Origin of the sequence: Vibrio tapetis subsp. tapetis (genome assembly GCF_900233005.1) — a bacterium.
GTDB classification, from domain to species: Bacteria; Pseudomonadota; Gammaproteobacteria; order Enterobacterales; family Vibrionaceae; genus Vibrio; species Vibrio tapetis.
Genome location: NZ_LT960612.1, coordinates 1,177,932 through 1,198,952, shown reverse-complemented (window position 1 = coordinate 1,198,952; position 21,021 = coordinate 1,177,932). Strand labels below are relative to the sequence as shown.

At 43.3% G+C, this 21,021-nt stretch carries 19 protein-coding genes and 1 pseudogene; 8 read left to right on the top strand and 12 right to left on the bottom strand.

Annotated elements, in window-relative coordinates; all coding sequences use genetic code 11:
- Positions 1–16: 16 nt before the first annotated feature.
- A complete protein-coding gene (locus tag VTAP4600_RS22375; RefSeq protein ID WP_102524940.1) occupies positions 17–1,306 on the bottom strand; it encodes a DEAD/DEAH box helicase in 1,290 nt (429 codons plus the stop codon).
- 178 nt (positions 1,307–1,484) lie between these two features.
- Here VTAP4600_RS22375 and VTAP4600_RS22370 point away from each other — a divergent pair, with 178 nt between their 5' ends.
- A complete protein-coding gene (locus VTAP4600_RS22370) occupies positions 1,485–2,726 on the top strand; it encodes a leucine-rich repeat-containing protein kinase family protein (RefSeq protein WP_102524939.1) in 1,242 nt (413 codons plus the stop codon).
- Positions 2,727–2,813: 87 nt separating this feature from the next.
- Here the strand turns inward: VTAP4600_RS22370 and viaA are convergent, their stop codons facing one another.
- Both viaA and VTAP4600_RS22360 read right to left on the bottom strand, forming a co-directional pair.
- Complete coding sequence (viaA, locus tag VTAP4600_RS22365) at positions 2,814–4,262, bottom strand: ATPase RavA stimulator ViaA (RefSeq protein ID WP_102524938.1); 1,449 nt, start codon at positions 4,260–4,262, stop codon at positions 2,814–2,816.
- A 27-nt stretch (positions 4,263–4,289) separates the two neighbouring features.
- Positions 4,290–5,951 (bottom strand): ATPase RavA domain-containing protein, encoded by a 1,662-nt coding sequence (locus VTAP4600_RS22360; protein WP_102524937.1) that lies wholly within the window; start codon positions 5,949–5,951, stop codon positions 4,290–4,292.
- A gap of 321 nt (positions 5,952–6,272) precedes the next feature.
- Here VTAP4600_RS22360 and VTAP4600_RS22355 point away from each other — a divergent pair, with 321 nt between their 5' ends.
- Together VTAP4600_RS22355 and VTAP4600_RS22350 are read left to right on the top strand one after the other, a co-directional pair.
- Positions 6,273–6,788, top strand: coding sequence for an NUDIX hydrolase (locus VTAP4600_RS22355; RefSeq protein WP_102524936.1), 516 nt, complete (start codon positions 6,273–6,275; stop codon positions 6,786–6,788).
- 68 nt (positions 6,789–6,856) lie between these two features.
- Complete coding sequence (locus VTAP4600_RS22350) at positions 6,857–7,207, top strand: c-type cytochrome (RefSeq protein WP_102524935.1); 351 nt, start codon at positions 6,857–6,859, stop codon at positions 7,205–7,207.
- Positions 7,208–7,255: 48 nt separating this feature from the next.
- Here the strand turns inward: VTAP4600_RS22350 and VTAP4600_RS22345 are convergent, their stop codons facing one another.
- The 3 genes from VTAP4600_RS22345 to VTAP4600_RS26560 all read right to left on the bottom strand — a co-directional run bounded on the left by VTAP4600_RS22345 (position 7,256) and on the right by VTAP4600_RS26560 (position 9,401).
- A complete protein-coding gene (locus tag VTAP4600_RS22345; RefSeq protein WP_102524934.1) occupies positions 7,256–8,512 on the bottom strand; it encodes a DEAD/DEAH box helicase in 1,257 nt (418 codons plus the stop codon).
- Positions 8,513–8,594: 82 nt separating this feature from the next.
- The gene (locus VTAP4600_RS22340) at positions 8,595–9,194 is read right to left on the bottom strand and encodes an acyl carrier protein phosphodiesterase (protein WP_102524933.1); all 600 of its coding nucleotides are present in this window, start codon (positions 9,192–9,194) and stop codon (positions 8,595–8,597) included.
- Positions 9,195–9,269: 75 nt separating this feature from the next.
- Positions 9,270–9,401 carry a hypothetical protein gene (locus VTAP4600_RS26560; protein WP_269459965.1) on the bottom strand — a complete coding sequence of 44 codons (132 nt, stop codon included), beginning with the start codon at positions 9,399–9,401 and terminating at the stop codon, positions 9,270–9,272.
- 285 nt (positions 9,402–9,686) lie between these two features.
- Between VTAP4600_RS26560 and VTAP4600_RS22335 the strand changes: the two are divergent.
- Together VTAP4600_RS22335 and VTAP4600_RS22330 are read left to right on the top strand one after the other, a co-directional pair.
- Positions 9,687–10,892 (top strand): annotated as a pseudogene (locus tag VTAP4600_RS22335) (aromatic amino acid transport family protein).
- 263 nt (positions 10,893–11,155) lie between these two features.
- Positions 11,156–11,368 carry a hypothetical protein gene (locus VTAP4600_RS22330; RefSeq protein ID WP_102524932.1) on the top strand — a complete coding sequence of 71 codons (213 nt, stop codon included), beginning with the start codon at positions 11,156–11,158 and terminating at the stop codon, positions 11,366–11,368.
- A 75-nt stretch (positions 11,369–11,443) separates the two neighbouring features.
- Here VTAP4600_RS22330 and VTAP4600_RS22325 read toward each other — a convergent pair whose 3' ends face one another.
- The 5 genes from VTAP4600_RS22325 to VTAP4600_RS22305 all read right to left on the bottom strand — a co-directional run bounded on the left by VTAP4600_RS22325 (position 11,444) and on the right by VTAP4600_RS22305 (position 15,940).
- Positions 11,444–13,171: a hypothetical protein gene (locus VTAP4600_RS22325; RefSeq protein ID WP_102524931.1), complete on the bottom strand. Its 1,728-nt coding sequence runs from the start codon at positions 13,169–13,171 to the stop codon at positions 11,444–11,446.
- Between the two features lies 1 nt (position 13,172).
- On the bottom strand, positions 13,173–13,760 hold the full coding sequence (gene tadF / locus VTAP4600_RS22320) for a tight adherence pilus pseudopilin TadF (RefSeq protein ID WP_102524930.1): 588 nt from the start codon (positions 13,758–13,760) through the stop codon (positions 13,173–13,175).
- The gene (locus tag VTAP4600_RS22315; protein WP_102524929.1) at positions 13,750–14,223 is read right to left on the bottom strand and encodes a TadE family protein; all 474 of its coding nucleotides are present in this window, start codon (positions 14,221–14,223) and stop codon (positions 13,750–13,752) included. The genes tadF and VTAP4600_RS22315 overlap by 11 nt, the downstream gene beginning before the upstream one ends.
- Before the next feature lie 161 nt (positions 14,224–14,384).
- Positions 14,385–15,062, bottom strand: coding sequence for an HAD-IA family hydrolase (locus VTAP4600_RS22310; protein WP_102525498.1), 678 nt, complete (start codon positions 15,060–15,062; stop codon positions 14,385–14,387).
- A 350-nt stretch (positions 15,063–15,412) separates the two neighbouring features.
- The gene (locus VTAP4600_RS22305) at positions 15,413–15,940 is read right to left on the bottom strand and encodes a flavodoxin (protein WP_102524928.1); all 528 of its coding nucleotides are present in this window, start codon (positions 15,938–15,940) and stop codon (positions 15,413–15,415) included.
- A gap of 351 nt (positions 15,941–16,291) precedes the next feature.
- On the opposite strand from VTAP4600_RS22305, the gene VTAP4600_RS22300 reads away from it, so the two are divergent.
- The 3 genes from VTAP4600_RS22300 to VTAP4600_RS22285 all read left to right on the top strand — a co-directional run bounded on the left by VTAP4600_RS22300 (position 16,292) and on the right by VTAP4600_RS22285 (position 20,166).
- Positions 16,292–16,762 carry a CreA family protein gene (locus VTAP4600_RS22300; RefSeq protein WP_102524927.1) on the top strand — a complete coding sequence of 157 codons (471 nt, stop codon included), beginning with the start codon at positions 16,292–16,294 and terminating at the stop codon, positions 16,760–16,762.
- A 192-nt stretch (positions 16,763–16,954) separates the two neighbouring features.
- Positions 16,955–18,259, top strand: a complete 1,305-nt coding sequence (locus VTAP4600_RS22290; protein ID WP_102524925.1) for an inosine/guanosine kinase — start codon at positions 16,955–16,957, stop codon at positions 18,257–18,259.
- A gap of 164 nt (positions 18,260–18,423) precedes the next feature.
- Positions 18,424–20,166: a formate--tetrahydrofolate ligase gene (locus tag VTAP4600_RS22285; protein ID WP_102524924.1), complete on the top strand. Its 1,743-nt coding sequence runs from the start codon at positions 18,424–18,426 to the stop codon at positions 20,164–20,166.
- Between the two features lie 90 nt (positions 20,167–20,256).
- Here VTAP4600_RS22285 and VTAP4600_RS22280 read toward each other — a convergent pair whose 3' ends face one another.
- Entirely contained in the window at positions 20,257–20,925 is a 669-nt protein-coding gene (locus VTAP4600_RS22280) for an OmpA family protein (RefSeq protein ID WP_102525497.1), read from the bottom strand.
- Between the last annotated feature and the right edge of the window lie 96 nt (positions 20,926–21,021).

Here is a 21,021-nt window from a genome sequence, read left to right as displayed (position 1 = left end):
GTAACGAGGTCTCTATTTAGTTATTTCTTAACCAAACGTCCGCATTATTAGCCGCTTTCTTTTTACGTTTTTTCTTGCCAGTACCTTCTGGTGCCGCCATTGGTTTTGTTGCCTCTAACAGTGCAGCAATCGCCGCTTCATCTACTTCAAAACCGGCAACTTGCTCACGCTCCAATCGCACTTTGTTTTTCTTCTCGATAACTTTAAAGTGGTGGTAATCTTCGTGATCAATCAAAGATAACGCCAGTCCCACCTCTCCTGCACGACCACTTCGGCCAATTCGGTGCATGTAATCTGAAGGGCTTCTCGGTAAATCAAAGTTAATCACAACGGGAAGTTTTTCGATGTCTAAACCACGTGCAGCGATGTCCGTTGCGATTAAAACATCAATTTCACCCGCTTTAAATGCTTCAAATACTCGGCTACGAGCACCTTGGCCTTTATCTCCATGGAATACTTCTGCAATGATCCCACGTTTGTGCAGTTTGTCGGCTAAGTGTTCACAGCTGTTTTTCGCGTTAACAAAAATAAGCGCCTGACGCCATTGATGTTGGTTGATCAGATGGGATAGAACCGCTGTTTTTTCACCCTTATTAACCGTAAACACTCGTTGAACTAAAGTGCTGGTATCTGTGCTTTGTAATTGCACTTCAACAGGGTCGTTAAGCAGCTCTTGAGTCAGCGCTTGTACTTGCTCAGGAAAAGTCGCAGAAAACAACAGAGTCTGTTTCGTCTTAGGCAGCTTGGCGAGTAACTCAGATAATTCTTCAGTAAAGCCTAGGCTTAACATACGGTCTGCTTCATCTAGCACTAACGTTTTTACTCTGTCCAGCTTAACGGCATTACTTGAAATCAAATCAAGTAGTCGGCCTGGGGTAGCGACTAGAATATCGGTGCCGCCACGAAGGGCCAGCATTTGTGTGTTTGCCGAAACACCACCAAATACAGAAACGGTTTTGATCGCGCCATTAAAATGCACCGCGTAAGATTTAATGCTGTCAGCCACTTGTTTCGCGAGTTCACGCGTAGGCACTAAAATTAGACCACTAACGTAGTTTCCTTTCTCAGTGCGAGCATTCGATAGTTTTTGTTCGTGCAACTGCTGCAACATAGGCAGAGCAAACGTTGCCGTTTTACCTGAGCCAGTATTTGCCCCTGCAATTAAGTCTCGACCAGCCAATACACTTGGGATAACTTGCGCTTGAATAGGCGTTGGTTGTTGGTATTCCAGCTCCGTTAGTCGTGCTAACAAAGGGGAAATAAGGCCCAGTTCAGTAAAGGTGGTAGGCGTTGTAACAGTGCTCATGAATAATAAAGGCTCAAAGCTAAAATAATGACCGATTATTTTAACTTATTTTGCCCTATTCAGTTAGCAAAATTGTACCCGCACAACCTTATTAGGGTCTGGATTGCGTCGACTTTAGGATACAAGTTCCTGTAGACTGGCGACCGCTCTAACTCAACTTAACCATGGACAACTCGTTTTGCACACAGTCTCACAGCTAAAATCCGGTGAATTAGTCGGTACTCAACGCCTCAGTATTTCTGAAAACCTCACCGACTTTCCTATGGAGATATTGTCTTTAGCTGACAGTCTGGAAGTGCTCGATCTGTCGAATAATCAGTTATCTAGCTTGCCAAGTGAGCTAATTCAGCTTCGAAAGCTTAAGATAATCTTTGCTTCAAACAACTTATTTGAAGCGCTTCCAGAAGTGTTAGGTCAATGTCCTAATTTAGAAATGGTCGGCTTTAAGTCTAACCAAATTAAGCATGTTTCAGAGTCTTCGCTACCCATGCAATTGCGTTGGCTTATATTAACCGATAACGAATTGGAAATGCTGCCTAACTCTTTGGGAGAACGCCCAAGGATGCAAAAACTGGCACTTGCCGGTAATAAACTCACCACTTTACCTGCAAACTTATCGAACCTGCATAACTTAGAGTTAGTCAGAATCTCTGCAAATCAACTAACGGAATGCCCAGACCACTTGCTTGGTTTACCTAAATTAGCGTGGCTGGCTTTTTCGGGAAATCCGTTTAGCCGGTCAGACATTCTTAATGACTCTGTTCCACAGGTGGCCTCGACGAGTTACCAACTCGAGCAAGTACTTGGTCAAGGTGCGTCTGGTGTCATTTCAAAAGCGACATGGCTTGAAGAACAAGCGCAACTTCCGTGTGATATCGCCGTAAAGGTATTTAAGGGTGAAGTGACCAGCGATGGCTATCCAGAAGACGAACTGCAAGCGTGCTTAAAAGTTGGCAATCACCCAAGCCTTGTACAATCTTTGGCTCAAGTAAAAGAAGACGGCTATTTGGCTCTGATAATGAGTTTAATCCCAGCGCATTTTGCTAACCTAGGATTACCGCCAAGCCTCCAAAGTTGTACGCGAGACACCTTTCCTAACGGCTTCCACTTGTCCATCGAGCAGATCGATAAAATGGTGGTTCAAATGAAAGAAGTATTTGAGCACCTGCACAGCAACCAAGTGTGCCATGGCGATTTATACGCCCACAACACCTTATTTGATGCACAAGCAAACATCATTTTTGGTGACTTTGGCGCTGCAACTATGTATCACATGCTTTCCGAAGCACAACAAGTGAAAGTTAAAGCCATTGAATACCGAGCTTTACAGCACTTTATCGACGACTTATTGCAGGTATGCGAACCGTCCGATCGTGATAGTGATCGTTACCTTCAATTGCATCAGCAAGTAACCGCTTAATCTGCATATACAAAAAAGCCTACGCTCACTTGATTGAATACTAAGTGACGTAGGCTTTTTCTCATTCTTCACTTCACAAAATAGGCGTTACCAGCGCTTCATCAATCGATTGACAAGGTTAGGCGTATAGGTCCAGCAATGGTCAAACATAGACATCAATTCTGGGTTCCCATATTTAGACAAGCAAATAGCATGAAAACGATTGGTTTTCGATTTTAACGTCTTCACCTTTTCCAAAATATGCTCTGGTTGCTTAGGCGCAATAAAATCAGAGATGACGACTAAATCCCCATTTCGATATCTGTCGGTCGACATGAGATCAATCGAGTTTTCAATCACAGGCTCTATTTCTGTACCACCATGAAAACTGTAGGATAAAAAGTCACTGGCTTCTCGCAAGCCGTCTTGCTTGGTCAATTCGTAGGTGATCTGTTCTGTCGAGAAGATGATAACAAAACAATCACGTTCTTCAGCTAACGCTATTTGCATCAGTGCGTATGCCATTGCCTTTGCACATTGTTCTGGAAAACCTTCCATAGAACCAGAGGCATCAACACATAAAATAAACGGCCCTTTTTCTTTATCGACCTGCTTATTTTCTGGAGATTGAGCTTTTACTTTACGTAGAGTGCGACGTTTGCCTTTGGTTCTGTAATTCAACAAGCGCTTATCGACTAAGTGTTTATAAAAAATCACTTCAAGCTCAGGGTAAGCCAAAAACATGGTTTCGTTTGGTAGCAATTTGTTGAGTTCATCACCTTCATGAATGCCCACGATATCATCGGTGGCTTCATCACTTTGTTCTTCGACCATTTTTAGCTCTTCGGCCGGAGATTTATTCAAGCTAGGGTCATCAACATCACTGGCCATTCGCCCCAATGTGGCGGCGATTTTCTGCAGCTCTTTATTTTTCTTTAAAAACTCAGCATGACGTTTCATCACCGCTAAATCCGTTTTCGACAACTTAGCTGAGGCCATATCCCATAAGCGCCCTATGCTACCGACGTCTCCCGATTCGGTAACTGCGTCCATGCTTTTCATCGTCTCGATACGCTGATAAAGATCGGCCAATAGCTTTTCTTTATCCGCTTCCAGTTCTGATACTTGTGCTTGCTTTAGCGCTTCACTTAAACTCTTGTACCACTCGTCGCAAAAATAATGGGCAAACATTGGGTTGTTAACCCCTTTGTTTTTTTCGAGCAGTCGGCGAGCCGGTAAATAGAATGACGAGTGCCATTCCAGCTGTTTAACGACCTCATTAATTTTCTCAAAAAACTCCTCTTCACTCCAGTGCACGACTTGTTGGTATAGAGCGAGTTCTTTTTGGAAACGTTCGGTTTCGCATACTCGAGTCATTTTATGCTTAACCCGACCGCGCCACTTCAGTAGATGGTTCTTAAGAGAGGTTTTCACCCCCTTATTGTTATCGGCCATTAGCATGACCTGAGAGCGAGCCATCAAATCATTTACCGCGGTATCGATCATGCCTGAGTCTGCAATCATCAAAGCCAAGTTTAATCCATCCGCTCCTAACATAGGGGCTCCTTCTCACTGACAAGTACGTTATTCAAAATACTGCGCCAAGCCTTTTATTCGGCGATGGGACTTTTCACTTTCCAAGCCAGTTTTTTCTAATTCCAGCCCGATATTTTGAATGGTCGATTCCATTAAGGTTGGCAGTTCAGGTTCGACAAAACTGTGTGGCAGCGCACCGTGGAAATTAGATTTTACTTGGCGGAGGTGATGCTCAGCTTGCTTCAATTCTTCGATGGCTTCATCGCCACGTCGACACCAGTCTTGGTATTTGGCGCTGTCTAAACCTTCGTGAGTAACTAAGCCAACTAATACAGAACGGTTCGCAATGTCTTTAACGACTAGGCAGTTATCTGCGTCTACATCTAAACGTAACCGGCACATGTTGGTATTTTGGTTGACGTAGCCATACACGTCGCCACCACCATCTTTAATCGCTCGCTCCAGCTCATCCATCGTCAGATAGACCCAACGGCTGTCTCCTTTCTCAGACTCAGAAACAGACATATTACTTTGCAGCAACATTAACTTCGCTAAACCAGAAGTATGACCAACTTTATAGCGTTTAGCCTGAGAGACATCACAGCTGTACACTTCTTTACGTAGTAGTTTGCTGCTGGTTTCTAAACTCAAGGTCATTGCAAATTCAGCTTCTACTTCACTTTGCACTTGTATTAGTTGGTCACGGCAGAACTCAATTTGATGAGAAATTTTGCTCTGATCAAACGCGTGATTGATAGCAAAATCTTGCAGGACTTCATTTACGATCAAACGCGACTCAGGGCTGTGCCATAAGCAATCGCGTAGAAGTAACAAATCAAGCGGATTAATGGAATCTCGACCGTTGAAGTAGGCGCTTGCTTTAAGCAATTTTACTGCCTTTTTCCAGCGACGATCTGATATATATAAATTAGAAGCAGATGACTCGCCACCGTTGTCTTCGACTCGTTGTTCAATCAATGTTTTCAGGGTATAGAGCTTTTCAAAACAGGTTTCGTTTAATTCAAGAGACTCTAACTCTTTTTGCCATAAGCAGTATTCTTCATCGGTAATAGCAAGTCCGGGAGGTATTTGTGCTTCTTGTGGAGTACCAACGGTTAGCATTGAGCGAAAGTTCTGCTTATCCTGAATTCGATTAACAAAAATTCGTACGACCATACGGTCATATAAGGCTTCTAGACCACTGTCTTCATCAGGAAGTTCGTTGGAAGCTGAAATCAGAAGACGCATCGGCACTTTTTGTATTTCATTACCATTCTTAAACGTCTTTTCATTCACGACGGTCAGTAAGGTGTTAAGAATAGCGGGCCCGGCTTTCCATATTTCATCAAGGAAAACGACTTGAGCCGTTGGAAGGTAGCCTTGAGTTAATCGAACGTATTTTCCGTTGTCTTTTAGCTCTTGAATACTTAATGGGCCGAATACTTCTTCGGGCGTCGAAAAGCGCGTCATCAAATATTCGAAATAGCTGCTGTTATCAAACGCTTGAATCAAACGCTTTGCTATCAAGCTCTTAGCAATCCCTGGAGGGCCAAGCAAAAATACGCTTTCGCCAGACAGAGCCGCCAATAAACACAGTTTGATGGTATGTTCACGCTCATAAACACCATCAGACAGTGCTGTCACTAACTTATTGATCCGCTCAGAAAGCAGCGCTTTTTCGGCGTGATTTCTAGTTGTAACTCCTAACATCCCGATTCCCTCTGTCCAAGCGGCATAAAATCTATCTCTAATATAAATTTATACATTTGTTATCACTTTGTTACAAGTATCATCTTTAATTATTAAGAACTTATAACAGATCACAAAACACTAGATGGCTCAGCAATCTATGATTGCGTAAATGGGAAGTTGGTCGATCAATATGCAACATAGGTAAATAATTGAACCATGACAACTTTATGCAAGTTTCCGCTAGTGCTACTTTACAAAACCAACGTTGCGACGCAATATCAATACTAATAGGTTCCCTAAACATCCGTCTTAGTGAGCATTCTCAGTGAAAGGCAAATAATGAGCCGTCAGATACATACGTGGAAAAACATCTCTTTGTGCGAAGAAGACCTGGTTCTACCAACAGGCACTCGCATAACCCATACGACGATAGTCCACCCTGGTGCGGCTGTTATCTTACCTATATTAGATAATGGTCAGATATTGCTGATAAATCAATTTCGCCCATCTCTGGGAAAGTGGTTGTTAGAACTGCCCGCAGGGACAAAAGAAATTGACGAAAGTGCCGAATATTGTGCAAGGCGAGAGCTGGAAGAAGAGACAGGTTACAGGGGCAAAGAGTTTATCTCGCTCGGTCAAGTGACCCCTCTCGCTGGTTTTTGTGACGAAATTCAGCACCTATTTGTCGCGAAGCAACTTAGTAAAACAGAACGACTTGATTGCGACGATGACGAGATCATCGAAGTGGTACCGATGACTTTGCAATCGGTAGAAAAACTGATCATTGAGGGCAAAATTACGGATTCAAAAACCATCGCCTGCATCAGTAAAGCGAAACTTTGCGGCTTTATCTAAAACTGTACTTGAGCTTCCCCCTAGGGAAGGCCTTATATTGTTTGAAAGCTCGTAACTAATCGTTAAATATGAACAAACTTCTTGCCATCTATGTGCTCACTTTTAGTCCGTTATTTTCAGTTGTCGCCAATGCCGACGACAGCGCCATTGAACGAGGCAAGTTTAAATCACCCAGTTGTCAGTTCTGCCATATTCCGGCAGACAGCACAGCGCAAAGTAACGGCTCATCAGGCAGCAGCGATCCAAGTTATCCAAACCTTAACGGACAGAATGAAACGTACTTATTGAACGCCATGGGTGCCTACCAAAGTGGCCATCGCACCGGAGGCTTAGCTGAAATGATGCAAGCTCAGCTCCAGAAACTAAACAGCGATGACTTAAAAGACATCGCTGCTTACTATTCTTCTCAACCGAACTAGGTGTTGCTGGTTATTAGTGTTAATACTGGGACTTCACCAACAGCGCCATTACCACTTTGGCTTTCCACGCGATGCATGGATCTTCATTTTAGCTTTCATTTTTCTTTTCTCTGCTGTGCGCCCCTGACGACGAACCGGTTTATTGTCATCTACTGGTTCGTTAGCGCTTGGTTCAAAGCCCTTTATCCACTCTTGAGGAAGACGCGTATCCAGCAAGCTCTCAATGGCTTTAAGCAAGTAGTCTTCATCTCGGCTCATCAACGAAACCGCCAAACCATGCGAGCCTGCACGCCCAGTACGACCAATTCGGTGAACGTAATCTTCAGCCTTGAATGGCAGTTCAAAGTTAACCACTTGTTCAAGTTGCTGAATATCAATGCCACGCGCTGCTACATCTGTTGCGATTAAAGCTCGAACTTTACCCGACTTGAAATCATCGAGCGCTTTTTGACGAGCTCCTTGGCTCTTATCGCCATTAATAGACGCCGCTTTAATGCCATCTAGTTTAAGCTCTTTTACTAAAGCGTCTGTCCCTTGTTTCGTCTTGGTAAATACCAGCACTTGCTGCCAGTTTTTTGAACCAATGAGGTAAGCAAGTAGCTCTGCTTTGCGCTTTTTATCAACCGGGTACACCATCTGCTCAACCAACTCTGCGGTTTTGTTTTCAGGTGATACTTGAATCTCTATTGGATCATTGAGCAAGCTATGGGCAATTTTCTTAACGTTGCCAGCGAATGTTGCTGAGAAGAACAAAGTTTGACGTGCAGAGTTTAATCGACGCAAAATACGCTGAATATCTGGCATGAATCCCATATCGAGCATGCGATCAGCTTCGTCCAATACTAGGGCTTTGGTCTTGTTCAATGAAATGTTTTTCGTGAACAGATGATCAAGCAGACGACCAGGCGTTGCGATTAAAAAATCGGTTCCACCTTTTAGGTTATCGGTCTGAACTTTCATGCTGGTGCCACCATAAGCCGTCACCACTTTGATGTCTGTGCCCTTCGCATAAGCCATTAGGCTGTCAAACACTTGTTGAGCAAGCTCACGTGTCGGTACAAGTATTAATGCGCCAACGTCTTTACCATGAGATTCACGCGGAAATGGCTTTTCCAAAAATCGTTGGATCAGCGGTAACCCAAAAGCAGCAGTTTTGCCTGTGCCTGTTTGCGCTCCGGCCAACACGTCTTTACCTTCAAGCACCGCTGGAATGGCTTGCTCTTGAACCGGTGTTGGATCGACAAAGCCCAATTTGGCGATGGTAGAACAAAGCGGTGGATTAACACCCAAAGACTGGAAAGACATGTTTTTTACTCTTGCTAAAATTCGAGCGCGGATTGTAGCAAAGAAACACCTTTCGAGCATGCGATTAACGTCATGGACGCCGTTATTTTTGAAAGTTCTTAGAAGTCACGACGGTGCGAAGTAAATCATCGTAGAAAGAGGAGAACAACCTCTGCAACTCTGGTTGTCTTGCACGTAACACATGGTGGCATTCGGCTAGTGGGGTGAATTTGGGCCGCCTTACTGCCATCCGCTCTAATGCATAGGCTATATTCTCTATATTGGCATAGGATTCAATCCAGCGCCCTTTCCACATATGATGGGTCATTTCGAGGTATTTTGCCGGTAATTCTACCGTAATCGGTTCACTTTCTAAGCGCGTAACCTGCTCAGCTTTATGACAAAACTCGGCGAGTGACTGTGAGTGGTATTCATTCCAACGGCTCGCCAAGCAATGATCCCAATACATATCTAATGCAATACCTGCAAAGCGTTTCTGCTGTTCAGGAAAGAACTGTTTTGCCCGCTTAACAATGTCATGAGAATCTGTGTAGCTGTCTACGAAACGATGTAGGCGAATTCCAGCAACGATGTTATCTGGAAACTGGTGAGTCGGATCACCTTTGACAAAATCGCCAAGTAAATTCCCCAACAAACTGCTCTGACAATGTTCAGCAATATGTAAATGCGCCAAATAATTCATATTGCCCTCTTTTTCAGTAGTACAAAAAGAAACAGCCTCATCATTGAGGCTGTTTACTGTTTATTATGCTTGCTGTTACTGCTCTTCGCCACTTTCTTCCTCGGCATAATCAGATAGGTTAAGGCCGATTTCCATCGCATCAAGCAGTTCCAAACCATCATATTTGCAATGTTCTTCACTCATGTACTTCTCCAGTACGCTTGTCATTGAATTCATTTATACGATATAGCACACATACTTCCTAGTAATTCCGACTTTGTTAGCATCCATTATTTGATCTAGATCGACATTTCAACCATCAACACCTGTAAATCAATCGATACACTAAGGGTTCATTTATATGTACAAAATAGGTTGTTTCTAATTAAATATTCTGACAAAGTAGCCGAACAATGACAATTCGTCTTGTTTCCGGCTTATTTATTAGCATTATTCGTTAAGATATTGGCCAAAAAAGAAACAAAGCCACCACAACCGTAAAGAATACTATACATGAATAATTCGAGACTATTAGGAAGCACACTGATTATTGCCAGCACCACGATTGGCGCAGGCATGCTGGCACTGCCTTTAGCTTCTGCTGGGCTTGGTTTTGGCACTTCCATGATCATGATGTTGTGCATATGGACGTTAATGGCTTTTACAGCACTGTTAATGTTAGAACTCCACCAGCACGCCGAACACGACGCAACGTTACATACTTTGGCTCAACAATTTCTGGGTAACAAAGGGAAGTGGTTAGCAACTTCAGCGATGCTGTTTTTATTCTACGCACTATGTGCGGCTTACATTGCAGGTGGTGGCAGTCAATTCAACCAAAAGCTTCATAATTGGTTTAACTTAAATACATCTCAAGAGCTTGCGACGCTGATTTTTACTTTCATCATTGCACTGGTGGTCACTTTTGGTACTCAGTCTGTAGATAAGGTAAACCGGGTTCTATTTACCGTTAAAATCCTCGCGATGGCTACGGTGTTATTCTTTTTATCGCCGAGTATTCATCTTGATAACTTAGTCGCAATGCCTGTACAGCAAGGCTTGATTATTTCCGCATTGCCCGTCATTTTTACTTCGTTTGGTTTCCATGGCAGCATTCCAGCCGTCGTCAAATATCTAGAGCTCGATGTCAAAGCCGTTAAGTGAGCGTTGGTCATTGGGTCTTCAATTCCTTTACTTATCTACACCCTATGGCAAATTTCTACGTTAGGCGTATTGAGTCAATCTGAGTTGTCAGGCAGTTCTGACCTGTCTTTGTTCATCAATACTCTGTCTCAAACCGTTCAACAAGGAGCGTTTTCCAATGCGGTTTCTATTTTTGCAGACCTAGCATTGTTAACTTCTTTCTTAGGAGTGAGCCTTGGGTTGTTTGAATTTCTCGGTGATAGTTTAGGCAAGAAAAAACTAGGCTCGAATCGATTCAACATTGCGGTTATTACCTTTACTCCACCTTTGGCTTTTGCCCTATTCTACCCACAAGGATTCATCACAGCACTGGGTTACGCAGCGATAGCTCTGGTTGTTCTAGCGGTATTTCTGCCTATTGCTATGATAGGAAAGGCTCGAAAAAATCTGGCCTACGACGATTGCTATCAAGTCAAAGGTGGCACGATCCCATTAGTTGCAGCAGGTGCATTTGGTATGATTATCATTGCAACTCAAATCGCCATTTCACTCGGCTTGATTCCTGCACTAGGCTAGCTTTCCTACCCTAAGGGTAAAAATGGTTAGCACCGGTATCTTGTTGGGCGTCGTAGTTATCAAGCGGAATTATCTATGTAGCTCAACAGATTTAGCTAAGAGATTAGAGGAAAATAAAACTTTGAAGTCGGCTGTAGAACGTAGATTTGTTATGTAATCAAGTTGTGATTGGTTGGTAATAAAAATTAGCGATTGCTATAGTAAGTGAAGCTAGAACAACGCTGACCAGTATGTGGCTAACCAATAATAGATAAGGGGTATTCATGCCTTTAAAAGTCACTCCAGAAACCAAACATTTTTTCGTATTGCAGCCAATATCTTCTTGCCCTAAATGTGGTAGCCAAGACTACTTAATTTCAGAAAGTGGCAAAATGTTTATTTGCGAGAAATGTGGCTACCTGTCACGAGATCACAAGAAAAACCAAGAGCCTCAGCTTAATCGAGACTTAGCGGGAGATAACGATACTATTCATTAACTTGGGTTGACATTGTTAGGCCAGTAAGGAGCTCCCTACTGGCCGTTTCCCTATAAATCGATGTTACTTTACGTGTCAACGCCTGCGGCTATTCAGCGTTCCCACTTCTGTATTCCCACTAAAAGCTTGCTCCGAGTCCTTTAACGCTTCACCTATTTGTTTCGACATATTATCCAGCTCTACACGATCAAATTTATAGTCATCGCCAACAAAGCGGTCTGGACGACATCGGCCGATGTCTACTGTATCGTCTATCGCTCTATGATTAAGTTCAATGACTTTGTCAAAATGGCTTTCATAACCTAGCCGCGGTGCACTCAGCTTTACCAAAATAAACCTAACATGAGGATAACGCTCTCGTGTTTTCTTAAATAACCCGGCTTCTAACAAATCGCTTGTCAGCTCATCTTGGCTGAACGAGTGCCCTCTCATCGCACCGTTTCGCTTAGCGTCAAACGACGAATTTGCAGAGTCTTTCCCCCCAACCAAGACAAACATTGATAACGGTTTATCCCCTTCATGTTTCGCTATTTCGGCCAGGCCTGCGATCACCCCTTGAGATGAGTTACTGAATCCACCCCAGTATTGAGACGACTGCTTTTTCATATCCGGTTGAAATGCCGCACCCGATGTGAACTTACGTATCTCTTGAGTAAATACATCACGTAGGCCATTACCCGGCCCGTAGCCTAAAACCGGACCGTTAAATGTCTTGTTATCTAATCCAATAGACTTGAAGCTACCTCGGCATATTCTATTGTTCGGCGAGTTAACCAAATTATAAGCATTTATCGGCAAATCGGCTTTTTTGTCTCTATGGCGATTGAACTTTGTCACCTCAGCGACCGTCGCGTGTACGTCGACGTGTTCACGGTTAAACGGCATCCAATTACTCAACGTGCCATTGTTCGTTTTTTCAGTATAACTAGAACGCTTAACCATCTGAGAAAATGAAGAATTTCCGTCAATTATCTGCTGTAGCGATTTACCATTGTTATTTTTTGCTTCTTCATGCCAATTGATCGCACTGTAATATCTATCAAACACTAGATGGTTTTCACACACTCTAACCGCCCGATAATTGGCTTCACTTTGCGTGAGGTTATGTGTGCCGTTATCAAACGGTATGACGGCGAGTCGACCCGCTTCTTCACCTTGTTGATGAGACTCCCCAACCCTTAATGGCTTGCGAACCTGTTCTATCATTAACTGCGTAAATTTATGCGCGACAGACAATTTTGCTGTCTGATGTTTAATAATAGAGTCGGTAAAAAAGTGTGTACAGGTATCCGCATTCATCGACATGGAATGATCCAATACCAAAATTACATCTCCAACTCCGCCGCCACCCCCACCGGCACTGTTTTTAGTAGCCGCTGCAAAGTTGTAAACGTCTTGCTGCTCATCAAATGAAGGAGCACCCGACATATGCATGACGGAGTCATGGGAGGTCACTGCTGCAACGTGATAGTCAAAACCCTGATTGTTTTCGCGTTTACGTATATCTATCTTAGTATTTGGTATATCTCGCGTGTCTTTTAAGTAACTCTTGATCGTTTTGTGGACCAGTTCTTCAGATGCTTGCTTACGTTGCTCTTTTTTCACACCGTCAAGCTTCAATTCTTGCTCGGCTTGATCTGCAGATAACAGCATGGCCGAGGTTTCTAACGCATCTCCTAGCCTTGCTTTGTAATTTAGGTAGCGGGTGCCTTCAATCCCAAGCGCGGCAAAAGCCGCAATCGCAGAGAAAATCAGCACGAACCAAATACTCGCAGCACCACGCTGTTTAAGTTGTATTTTCATGCTATCGCCTCACGCTGATACTAGAAGAAACGTTAACCGCTGTCTTAATTTCAACGCCCATTGCTCTTTGAAAAATATCAACTGACTTGTGATAAATGGACACACGAAACATCGGTGCAAAACGGTTCTTGGAAGTAAATGGGGACAAATTCATCAATTCTAATTGATCTGGCTTTTTTGAAACCAACTTTTCATTGCCGAACACAACAAATCGATTACGTGCAATTCTCGCTTTTTCCGCAACGCTTGTTGGTGCAAATTCCATGCGTTCTATGATCAGGGCGTAGTTCTCCGGATCATAATCTTTAATTTGACTAGATAAATGATTTTTAACAATTTTATCAATCATTTGGCTCTGTTCACGAAATTGTTGGTTCTTTAGGGTCTGGTCTGGCTTCTGATTAAAGAGCAGCTCTTGCTCGCTTAAGATATTAACCATCGCGTAACTCAAGTTATCCAACTCGCCAACCTGGGAAGTCCGATGCATCAAATCCTGGGAAAAGCTCAAGCACATCGCTAACGCCCCCAACACAAAAGCGAGTTCAATAGCGATTGCGCCACGCTGAACACTTAATTGACTATTTTTCATTTCTCGCTCTTTCCTGAATGGTGATGACGCTTCTTCGCACCGGCGTGGCAGGCACTAAGCTAAAACCCAATAAGGGTTGGTATGTATATTTAATTTCATACTTGGCAATAGGATAAGAGGATGAAAAGCGGCTAGTCGCTGGCGCAACGCCATCTGCTAGGCTTTTGACTGAAGGGAAATGTTTGACGTTAACGTCAAGCTTCCCTTGCTTGGTCAAAATGCCCCAAAGTGAAAAGCTGTTTTCTTTAATGATGCGTCGAAAGTGCTCTGCAAACGCTTCTTCACTATCGAGATTAAGAACTTTAACGTCCCTCGCAGCTTCAGAAACGGCAAAGTTAACAACGGAAGTACTGTAGTTCCTTAACCCTAAATCCATCAAAGCGATGGTAAGGAGCCACAATGCCATAAAACCGAGTGCAAACTCGATACTTACGACACCGCGCTGGTAAATGTTTGGCCGCATTTTTTGATCCAGATCTCATTAATTTAGATTTCTGGCCGATGATACGACATTCAACTTAATTCGATCAATGAAAAATATACCGCTATTTGTAAATTCATTGTCAGGATTAGCTCACGCTATAAACAACAACTGATCTTTTATCCGTCAGTTTCTTACGTCAACTAGGCCGTTGTTTCGCTGTGCGGTAATAGTATTTCAGGGATAAGCTGAGACATACTACTAATGGTAGCGACTAAGGGATGGTCGATAATGACTTCCGACTCATTTGGACGAAAATAATAAGTACGCATTCCTGCAGTGATCCCGGCATGAACGCCTTTTAGCGTGTCATCAACGTAAATGCAATCTTGCGCAGACAACCCCATATTAAGCGCAGCATATCGCAATAAGTCTGGATCAGGTTTCCATGTATTTGTTTCGAATGCACTAAAGACAGAATGTTTAAAATAGGACGAAAGCCCTGTTAGTTCCAAAGCGTGCTCAATTCTATCTTTCTCACTGTTCCCTGCAATGCACACAGCAATATCGGCTTTCTTAAGATCATCGAGCAATGATCTCACTCCTGGCATCACTTTTAATTGGGCTTCATAAAGCATGTGTTTTCTTTCGCGATACAATGGCTCTAGCTCATCTAAAGACACATTTAGATGGTATCTATTACACGCTTCTTGCAGCACATCGACAGGCTTACCACCTTGAAAGTGTTTCAAGCTATCAGTTAAAGATACCGTACAACCATATTGAGCAAAAACATCCACTAACGCTTGGCAGCATAAGCTTTCACTGTCTACCAAGGTTCCTTCGCAATCAAAGATCACACATTGAGTTTTTTCTGCCATTCGCTCTGCCACCATTTCCAAGTGATTGAGTTTCAGTGTTGTCTAGCGATAAGATATTGCAAAGTATCAGCGGCAAAAAGTGATACTCAACGCGAGTTTAGTCATCAGTTTTGTGACTTAAGTAAGCTTCAGTCAATGAATACAAATACCATCGTTCAATTTATAAACTATTGATATTTATATCACCTGGTTGCTATCAAAACGAAGTTAAGTGGCGTAAGTCTACCTGCGTTTGAGAAACGAAAAGGAGGTCCGCCATGCAAGAGAGGATTGAGTTGGGGGCAGTAGCTGATCTTTTCGAGATATAAAAAATCAGCATACTCAGGAGTAAGGTTGTGACTCGTCGCGGACTATTTTTCAATCACGATTTGATTGATTGAATCGATATTGACGTTCTGATGGTTGAGTAATGCACAAATAAAAGCATGGTTGTCATTACCTGCTGAATGAATCAACACCACATCGGAAACTAACATCACATCATCAAGTTGGTGAGTTATCGCACACGCTACCGCTTCACCACTTTTGAAACCAACATATAATGGGTAATCGGTAGACAGCATGATTTGAGCAAAAAACTCGAGTAGAAAAGCACGTTCTTGCTCATCTTGCCATGAGGAAGCTTTAGTCAATGCGAACATGACCGTCAGCCTATGAAAATCAACAAGGTGAACCTCATCTACGGCGTGGTCTTCAGTTTCTGAAAGGCTACCTTTAAACTCAGAAAGCCCGATTTGGGTATAGTGCTTATCTTCTTGCGCTTTTAAGTACAAGTCACGACCTTTGATGCTCTCTGCAGTTGGATATTTCACCGCTACATGAGATGTAAGCCAATCGTTTTTCTTTTTTACCAAGGTGTTGATTGTGTCACTCATCATTATTCGTTCTTTTAGTGTTGGAGCGTTACCGCTGAAGTATTACCATCCAGCGTTTATTATCCCCAAATATCACACCCCCTAGAATTACAGATGGGTTTAGGTGGGGTACTGCATGCGCTCAGTAAGCACACCATCAAGGCTAACAACAATATATAGAATTTCATAATTTCTTTTCATTCTTTTGCCGTTGTATAGAAAGTATATCGGGTTTTTCTCATTCCAGTAGGTTTAAGGAGGGCTTGAGGCTTGCAATTGACAATTCAGCCGTCATATTAATAGCAGATACAGTTAGCTGTTTGATACAATTTATCAACAACGTTGTCTGGCAAACTTTCACATAAAGGAATAACAATGAAAAAGTTACTTTTGGCTTTAGGTGTCACAGCCCTTCTCGCTGGCTGTTCTGATAACGAGGTTGGTGATGTAGGACTCGGATGGTTCACAATGAAAGACATCAAGATATCAAACTTGGATGACGACAAAATATCGGGTGTAACATGCCATATTGCCTCGATTGAAGCGGATTTCAGCCTAGCTGACCCAAGTGATAGCTCCATCTCATGTCGTCAAACCGGTGACATCACTCCTGAGATGATCGCGACAATTGATAAAAGCAAATCTGGCGAAGTGGTCTTTAAGAAATCTAAGAGTATTTTCTTCAAATCGATGAAAGTAAGACGTATCTATGATGCAGAGAATCAAACCCTGCTCTACTTGTCTTATACGACTAAAGAAACTGACGGCAGCTTTAAGCACAGCCTTTCTACTGTACCGTTGTGGGGCACCAAGGCTTATGTAGAGCCAGTCGTAGTAACAAAATAAGCTAATTTTGGGTTATAAAAGCCTGAACAATTACGTGAGTTTTGTTCAGGCTTTTTTGTGTCAAAATCACTTCGCCTCTCTCTCCAATCCCACATAAATATATCTCTCATTTTTTGTTGTAACAAAAATGAAATTTGCAGTAATTGTGTGGTAGAATCCGCGCCTGTTTTTCTGAAACCGTTTCTTTTTAGCATGAAATTTCCCGGTCAACGTAAGTCAAAACACTATTTTCCTACTCATTCACGCGATCCGTTGGTGAATCAGGTCCGTCAAGCGCCTAAGCTACACCGTCCGACCATTATTGGTGTGGGTCAAACCATCGTCGATATTGAAGCGCGCGTGGGTGACGAATTTCTTGCTAAATACAACTTGAGTAAAGGCCATTCGCTAGTGCTTGAAGAAAGCCAAGCTGATGCCTTGTATCAAGAGCTCAAAGATCAAAACTTGATCACCCACGAGCACCCTGGCGATACCATTGGCAATACGCTGCACAATTACTCCGTTCTTGCTGACAGTAAGTCCGTATTGCTAGGTGTAATGAGTAAAAACATAGAAGTTGGTTCTTACGCCTACCGCTACTTGTGCAATACCTCTGCTCGTATGGACCTCAATTACTTGCAAACGGTCGAAGGCCCGATTGGGCGCTGTTACACCCTAATTACCGATGATGGCGAACGTACTTTTGCCATCAACGAAGGTCACATGAATCAACTGTCTCCGGACAGCGTACCTGAGCATATCTTCAAAAAGGCGGCGGCTCTGGTTGTCTCTTCCTATTTGATGCGTGGTAAACCAACCGATCCAATGCCAGCGGCTGTGCAACGCGCCATTGATTACGCGAAAGAAAACGGCGTACCTGTGGTTCTGACCTTAGGTACCAAATACGTAATCGAAGGGAAAGCAGAATGGTGGCAGGAATATCTGAAAAAGAATATTTCTATCGTTGCAATGAATGAAGAAGAAGGCGAAGCCCTCACTGGTGAAAAAGACCCTTTAGCTGCCGCAGATAAGGCACTTGAGTGGGTTGATCTCGTCTTGTGTACTGCAGGGCCAGATGGCCTTTACATGGCTGGCCACACAGACAAAGCCGCACTTCGTGAAACCAACTTCCCGATGATCGATGGCAGCATTACGAACTTTAACCAATTTGAATTTAGTCGCGCTATGAAAAAAGCGGAATGCGACGAAGCCATTAAGGTTTATTCACACATCGCCCCATACCTCGGTGGGCCACTTGAAATAAAGAATACAAATGGTGCTGGTGATGCCGCACTATCGTCTTTATTACACGATATGGCAGCGAACAAATACCACAAGTCTAACGTGCCAGATTCAACGAAACACGATCATCGATACTTAAGTTATTCGTCTTTATCTCAAGTTTGTAAATACGCAAACAGAGTGAGTTACGAAGTCTTAACTCAACACGCACCGAGATTGTCCCGCGCATTACCCGAACGCGAAGACAGCTTAGAAGAAGCGTATTGGGACCGATAGTTCATAACAAAGCCAGCGATTGCTGGCTTTGTTGTTTCTAGCTAGTTACAATTTAATCAGTTGTAATTTATTACTATCAAAAGTGCTTTACAAAGACTTTATGCTAGGTATATTTCATGCGCAAACGTTTACGTAACTGATTTTTGGCTCTCAGGGGGTTTTATATGCTGAGCGATATCGACATCTGTCGTTCCACTCCACTTTCTTCTATCGACACTGTGGCACACAATGCTGGGCTAAACAGTGGCGAGTTTATTCCACACGGACGCCACAAAGCAAAAGTCTCTTTGGAGGCACTAACTCGACTGGAAAACGAAAAACCCGGTAAGCTTATCGTCGTAACGGCCATTACTCCAACACCGCTTGGTGAAGGTAAAACAGTAACCACTATTGGCTTGTCTCAGGGCCTTGCGAAACTCAACAAATCGGTTATGGCCTGTATTCGTCAACCTTCTATGGGGCCAGTCTTTGGTGTTAAAGGCGGAGCCGCAGGTGGCGGTTATAGCCAAGTTGCCCCAATGGAAGAGCTTAACCTGCATTTAACTGGCGATATTCATGCGGTAACTGCCGCACATAACCTCGCTTCTGCGGCAATTGATGCTCGTATCTATCATGAGCAACGTCTTGGTTACGAGGTTTATGCAGAAAAGACGGGGCTGAAAGCACTGAGAATCGACGACAAAAACGTTGTCTGGCGTCGTGTTGTTGATCATAACGACCGAGCATTACGTATGGTGACCGTCGGCTTAAATCAAGAAAACAAAACCATTAATGGCTTCGAACGCCAAGACGGTTTTGATATTTCTGCCGCTTCAGAGCTCATGGCTATTCTGGCTTTAGCTAGCGATCTACAAGATTTACGTAAACGTATTGGCCGCATTGTTGTAGCCTATAACCTCGAGGGTCATCCGGTAACAGCGGAAGACCTACAAGTTGCTGGTGCAATGACAGTAACAATGCGTGAAGCCATCGAGCCAACCATGATGCAAACATTGGAAGGAGTGCCGACTCTTATCCATGCTGGTCCGTTTGCAAATATTGCTCATGGAAACTCATCAATTATCGCTGATCGTATTGCAACTAAGCTTGCCGACTACACAATAACCGAAGGTGGTTTCGGCTCTGATATGGGTTTCGAGAAAGCCTGTAACATCAAAGCTAACATGGCGGGTTTTGGGCCAGATTGTGCGGTTGTTGTTGCTACACTCCGTGGCCTTAAGGCAAATTCAGGATTGTATAATTTCAAACCTGGTCAAGCGCTTCCAGACAGCCTATTTAATGATGATGAAGCGGCTTTAAAAGCGGGTTTTGCTAACTTAGAATGGCACATCAATAACGTATCTAAATACGGCGTACCTGCGGTAGTGGCGATTAACCGCTTCCCTCAAGACAGCGTTCAAGAACTTGAGTTACTAAAAACTTGGGTTAAAGAGCTTGGCGCAGAAGTCGCCATTAGCGAAGCTTTTTCAAAAGGTGGTGAAGGCGCCATTGAGTTAGCGAAAGCAGTAGAAGTCGCTTGCGCAAAACCAAGTGCATTTAAACCACTTTATACTCTGGATCAAAGCTTGGAAGAAAAGTTGATGACAGTGGCGGAAGTCGGTTATGGCGCAAAAATGGTTGAGCTGTCCGAGTTGGCTAAGAAACAACTTGCGACTTACAACGAACATGGCTTTGGTAAATTAGCCCTTTGTATGGCGAAAACACCCATGTCTATTTCTACCGATGGCGCGGTAAAAGGTGCACCTAAGGACTTTACTGTAGAGGTTCGCGAACTCAAGCTTTGTGCTGGCGCAAATTTTGTTTACGCTTTGTGTGGCAATGTAATGACAATGCCAGGTTTACCTGAAAAACCGGCCTTTATGGGGCTAGACATTGATGCAGATGGTAATATTGTTGGCTTAAGCTAGCGTTTATTCATTTACATTTAATCAAAGAAAAAAGACGACTCTCAGTCGTCTTTTTTACCCTGTATTGTGCGCCCTGCATCACTCTAACGATTAATTAATCGCCTCAATGAACATCAACTCTACTCGTCGATTACATGCTTTACCACTCTTTGAAATATTCGAACAACTTGGTAAATGCTTACCATAACCTCGAGTGTAAACATTCTTAGCCGCAACATTGTTGTTAGTAAGCAGTAGCTTAACTTGCATGGCACGTTTATCCGACAAGCTATCATTGATCTGATTACCACCAGTACTGTCGGTATGCCCATCGATTACCGTTTTGATATTAGGCTTCTGTGCTAAAAAGCCACCCAGTTGCCCCAACCAAACACGGGATGATTGAGTAATGCCTGCCGAACCTGTTTCAAAATGAATTCGCTGCTCTAGCTTGACCACAGTATGCTGCCCAGGGATCACTTGGTAACTAATTCGATTTGCAGCCATAAATGCCATTAACGAGCGCATTTCGTTAGTATGCTGCATCGTTGAAGCATGGCTAGCCATGGCAGGCTTTGCCATTGGCATAACTGGCTTTTGGTTCAAGTTAGAAGTAACAGCCGGCTGCCCTGAATTGGCCGAGATTTCATCCCCTCCCCAATCAGGGTAGATAAGATCTGCACTGGTCTTAGGCGCCGTTTCCAACATAGAAGGCGGTGTCAGTGCACTACAGCCTTGCAATAGAACACCTAGAAATACGACGGCCAAAATTTTTCTCATTACCCACATTTTAATGCTGGCTCCCAAAACATGCTGCTATTACTATTATTAACTATATCGACCCAACCGCTAAAACTTTAGGAGAAAAGCACAAAT

Coding starts and splice junctions, on each gene's coding strand:
- VTAP4600_RS22310 (WP_102525498.1), bottom strand. CDS start 15,062: ATGGCAGAAAAAACTCAATGTGTGATCTTTGATTGCGAAGGAACCTTG.
- VTAP4600_RS22325 (WP_102524931.1), bottom strand. CDS start 13,171: ATGAAAATACAACTTAAACAGCGTGGTGCTGCGAGTATTTGGTTCGTG.
- VTAP4600_RS22300 (WP_102524927.1), top strand. CDS start 16,292: ATGAAAAAGTTACTTTTGGCTTTAGGTGTCACAGCCCTTCTCGCTGGC.
- VTAP4600_RS22285 (WP_102524924.1), top strand. CDS start 18,424: ATGCTGAGCGATATCGACATCTGTCGTTCCACTCCACTTTCTTCTATC.
- VTAP4600_RS26560 (WP_269459965.1), bottom strand. CDS start 9,401: ATGACAAGCGTACTGGAGAAGTACATGAGTGAAGAACATTGCAAATAT.
- VTAP4600_RS22330 (WP_102524932.1), top strand. CDS start 11,156: ATGCCTTTAAAAGTCACTCCAGAAACCAAACATTTTTTCGTATTGCAG.
- VTAP4600_RS22375 (WP_102524940.1), bottom strand. CDS start 1,306: ATGAGCACTGTTACAACGCCTACCACCTTTACTGAACTGGGCCTTATT.
- viaA (WP_102524938.1), bottom strand. CDS start 4,262: ATGTTAGGAGCGGATGGATTAAACTTGGCTTTGATGATTGCAGACTCA.
- VTAP4600_RS22360 (WP_102524937.1), bottom strand. CDS start 5,951: ATGTTAGGAGTTACAACTAGAAATCACGCCGAAAAAGCGCTGCTTTCT.
- tadF (WP_102524930.1), bottom strand. CDS start 13,760: ATGAAAAATAGTCAATTAAGTGTTCAGCGTGGCGCAATCGCTATTGAA.
- VTAP4600_RS22315 (WP_102524929.1), bottom strand. CDS start 14,223: ATGCGGCCAAACATTTACCAGCGCGGTGTCGTAAGTATCGAGTTTGCA.
- VTAP4600_RS22305 (WP_102524928.1), bottom strand. CDS start 15,940: ATGATGAGTGACACAATCAACACCTTGGTAAAAAAGAAAAACGATTGG.
- VTAP4600_RS22350 (WP_102524935.1), top strand. CDS start 6,857: ATGAACAAACTTCTTGCCATCTATGTGCTCACTTTTAGTCCGTTATTT.
- VTAP4600_RS22280 (WP_102525497.1), bottom strand. CDS start 20,925: ATGAGAAAAATTTTGGCCGTCGTATTTCTAGGTGTTCTATTGCAAGGC.
- VTAP4600_RS22355 (WP_102524936.1), top strand. CDS start 6,273: ATGAGCCGTCAGATACATACGTGGAAAAACATCTCTTTGTGCGAAGAA.
- VTAP4600_RS22290 (WP_102524925.1), top strand. CDS start 16,955: ATGAAATTTCCCGGTCAACGTAAGTCAAAACACTATTTTCCTACTCAT.
- VTAP4600_RS22345 (WP_102524934.1), bottom strand. CDS start 8,512: ATGTCTTTCCAGTCTTTGGGTGTTAATCCACCGCTTTGTTCTACCATC.
- VTAP4600_RS22340 (WP_102524933.1), bottom strand. CDS start 9,194: ATGAATTATTTGGCGCATTTACATATTGCTGAACATTGTCAGAGCAGT.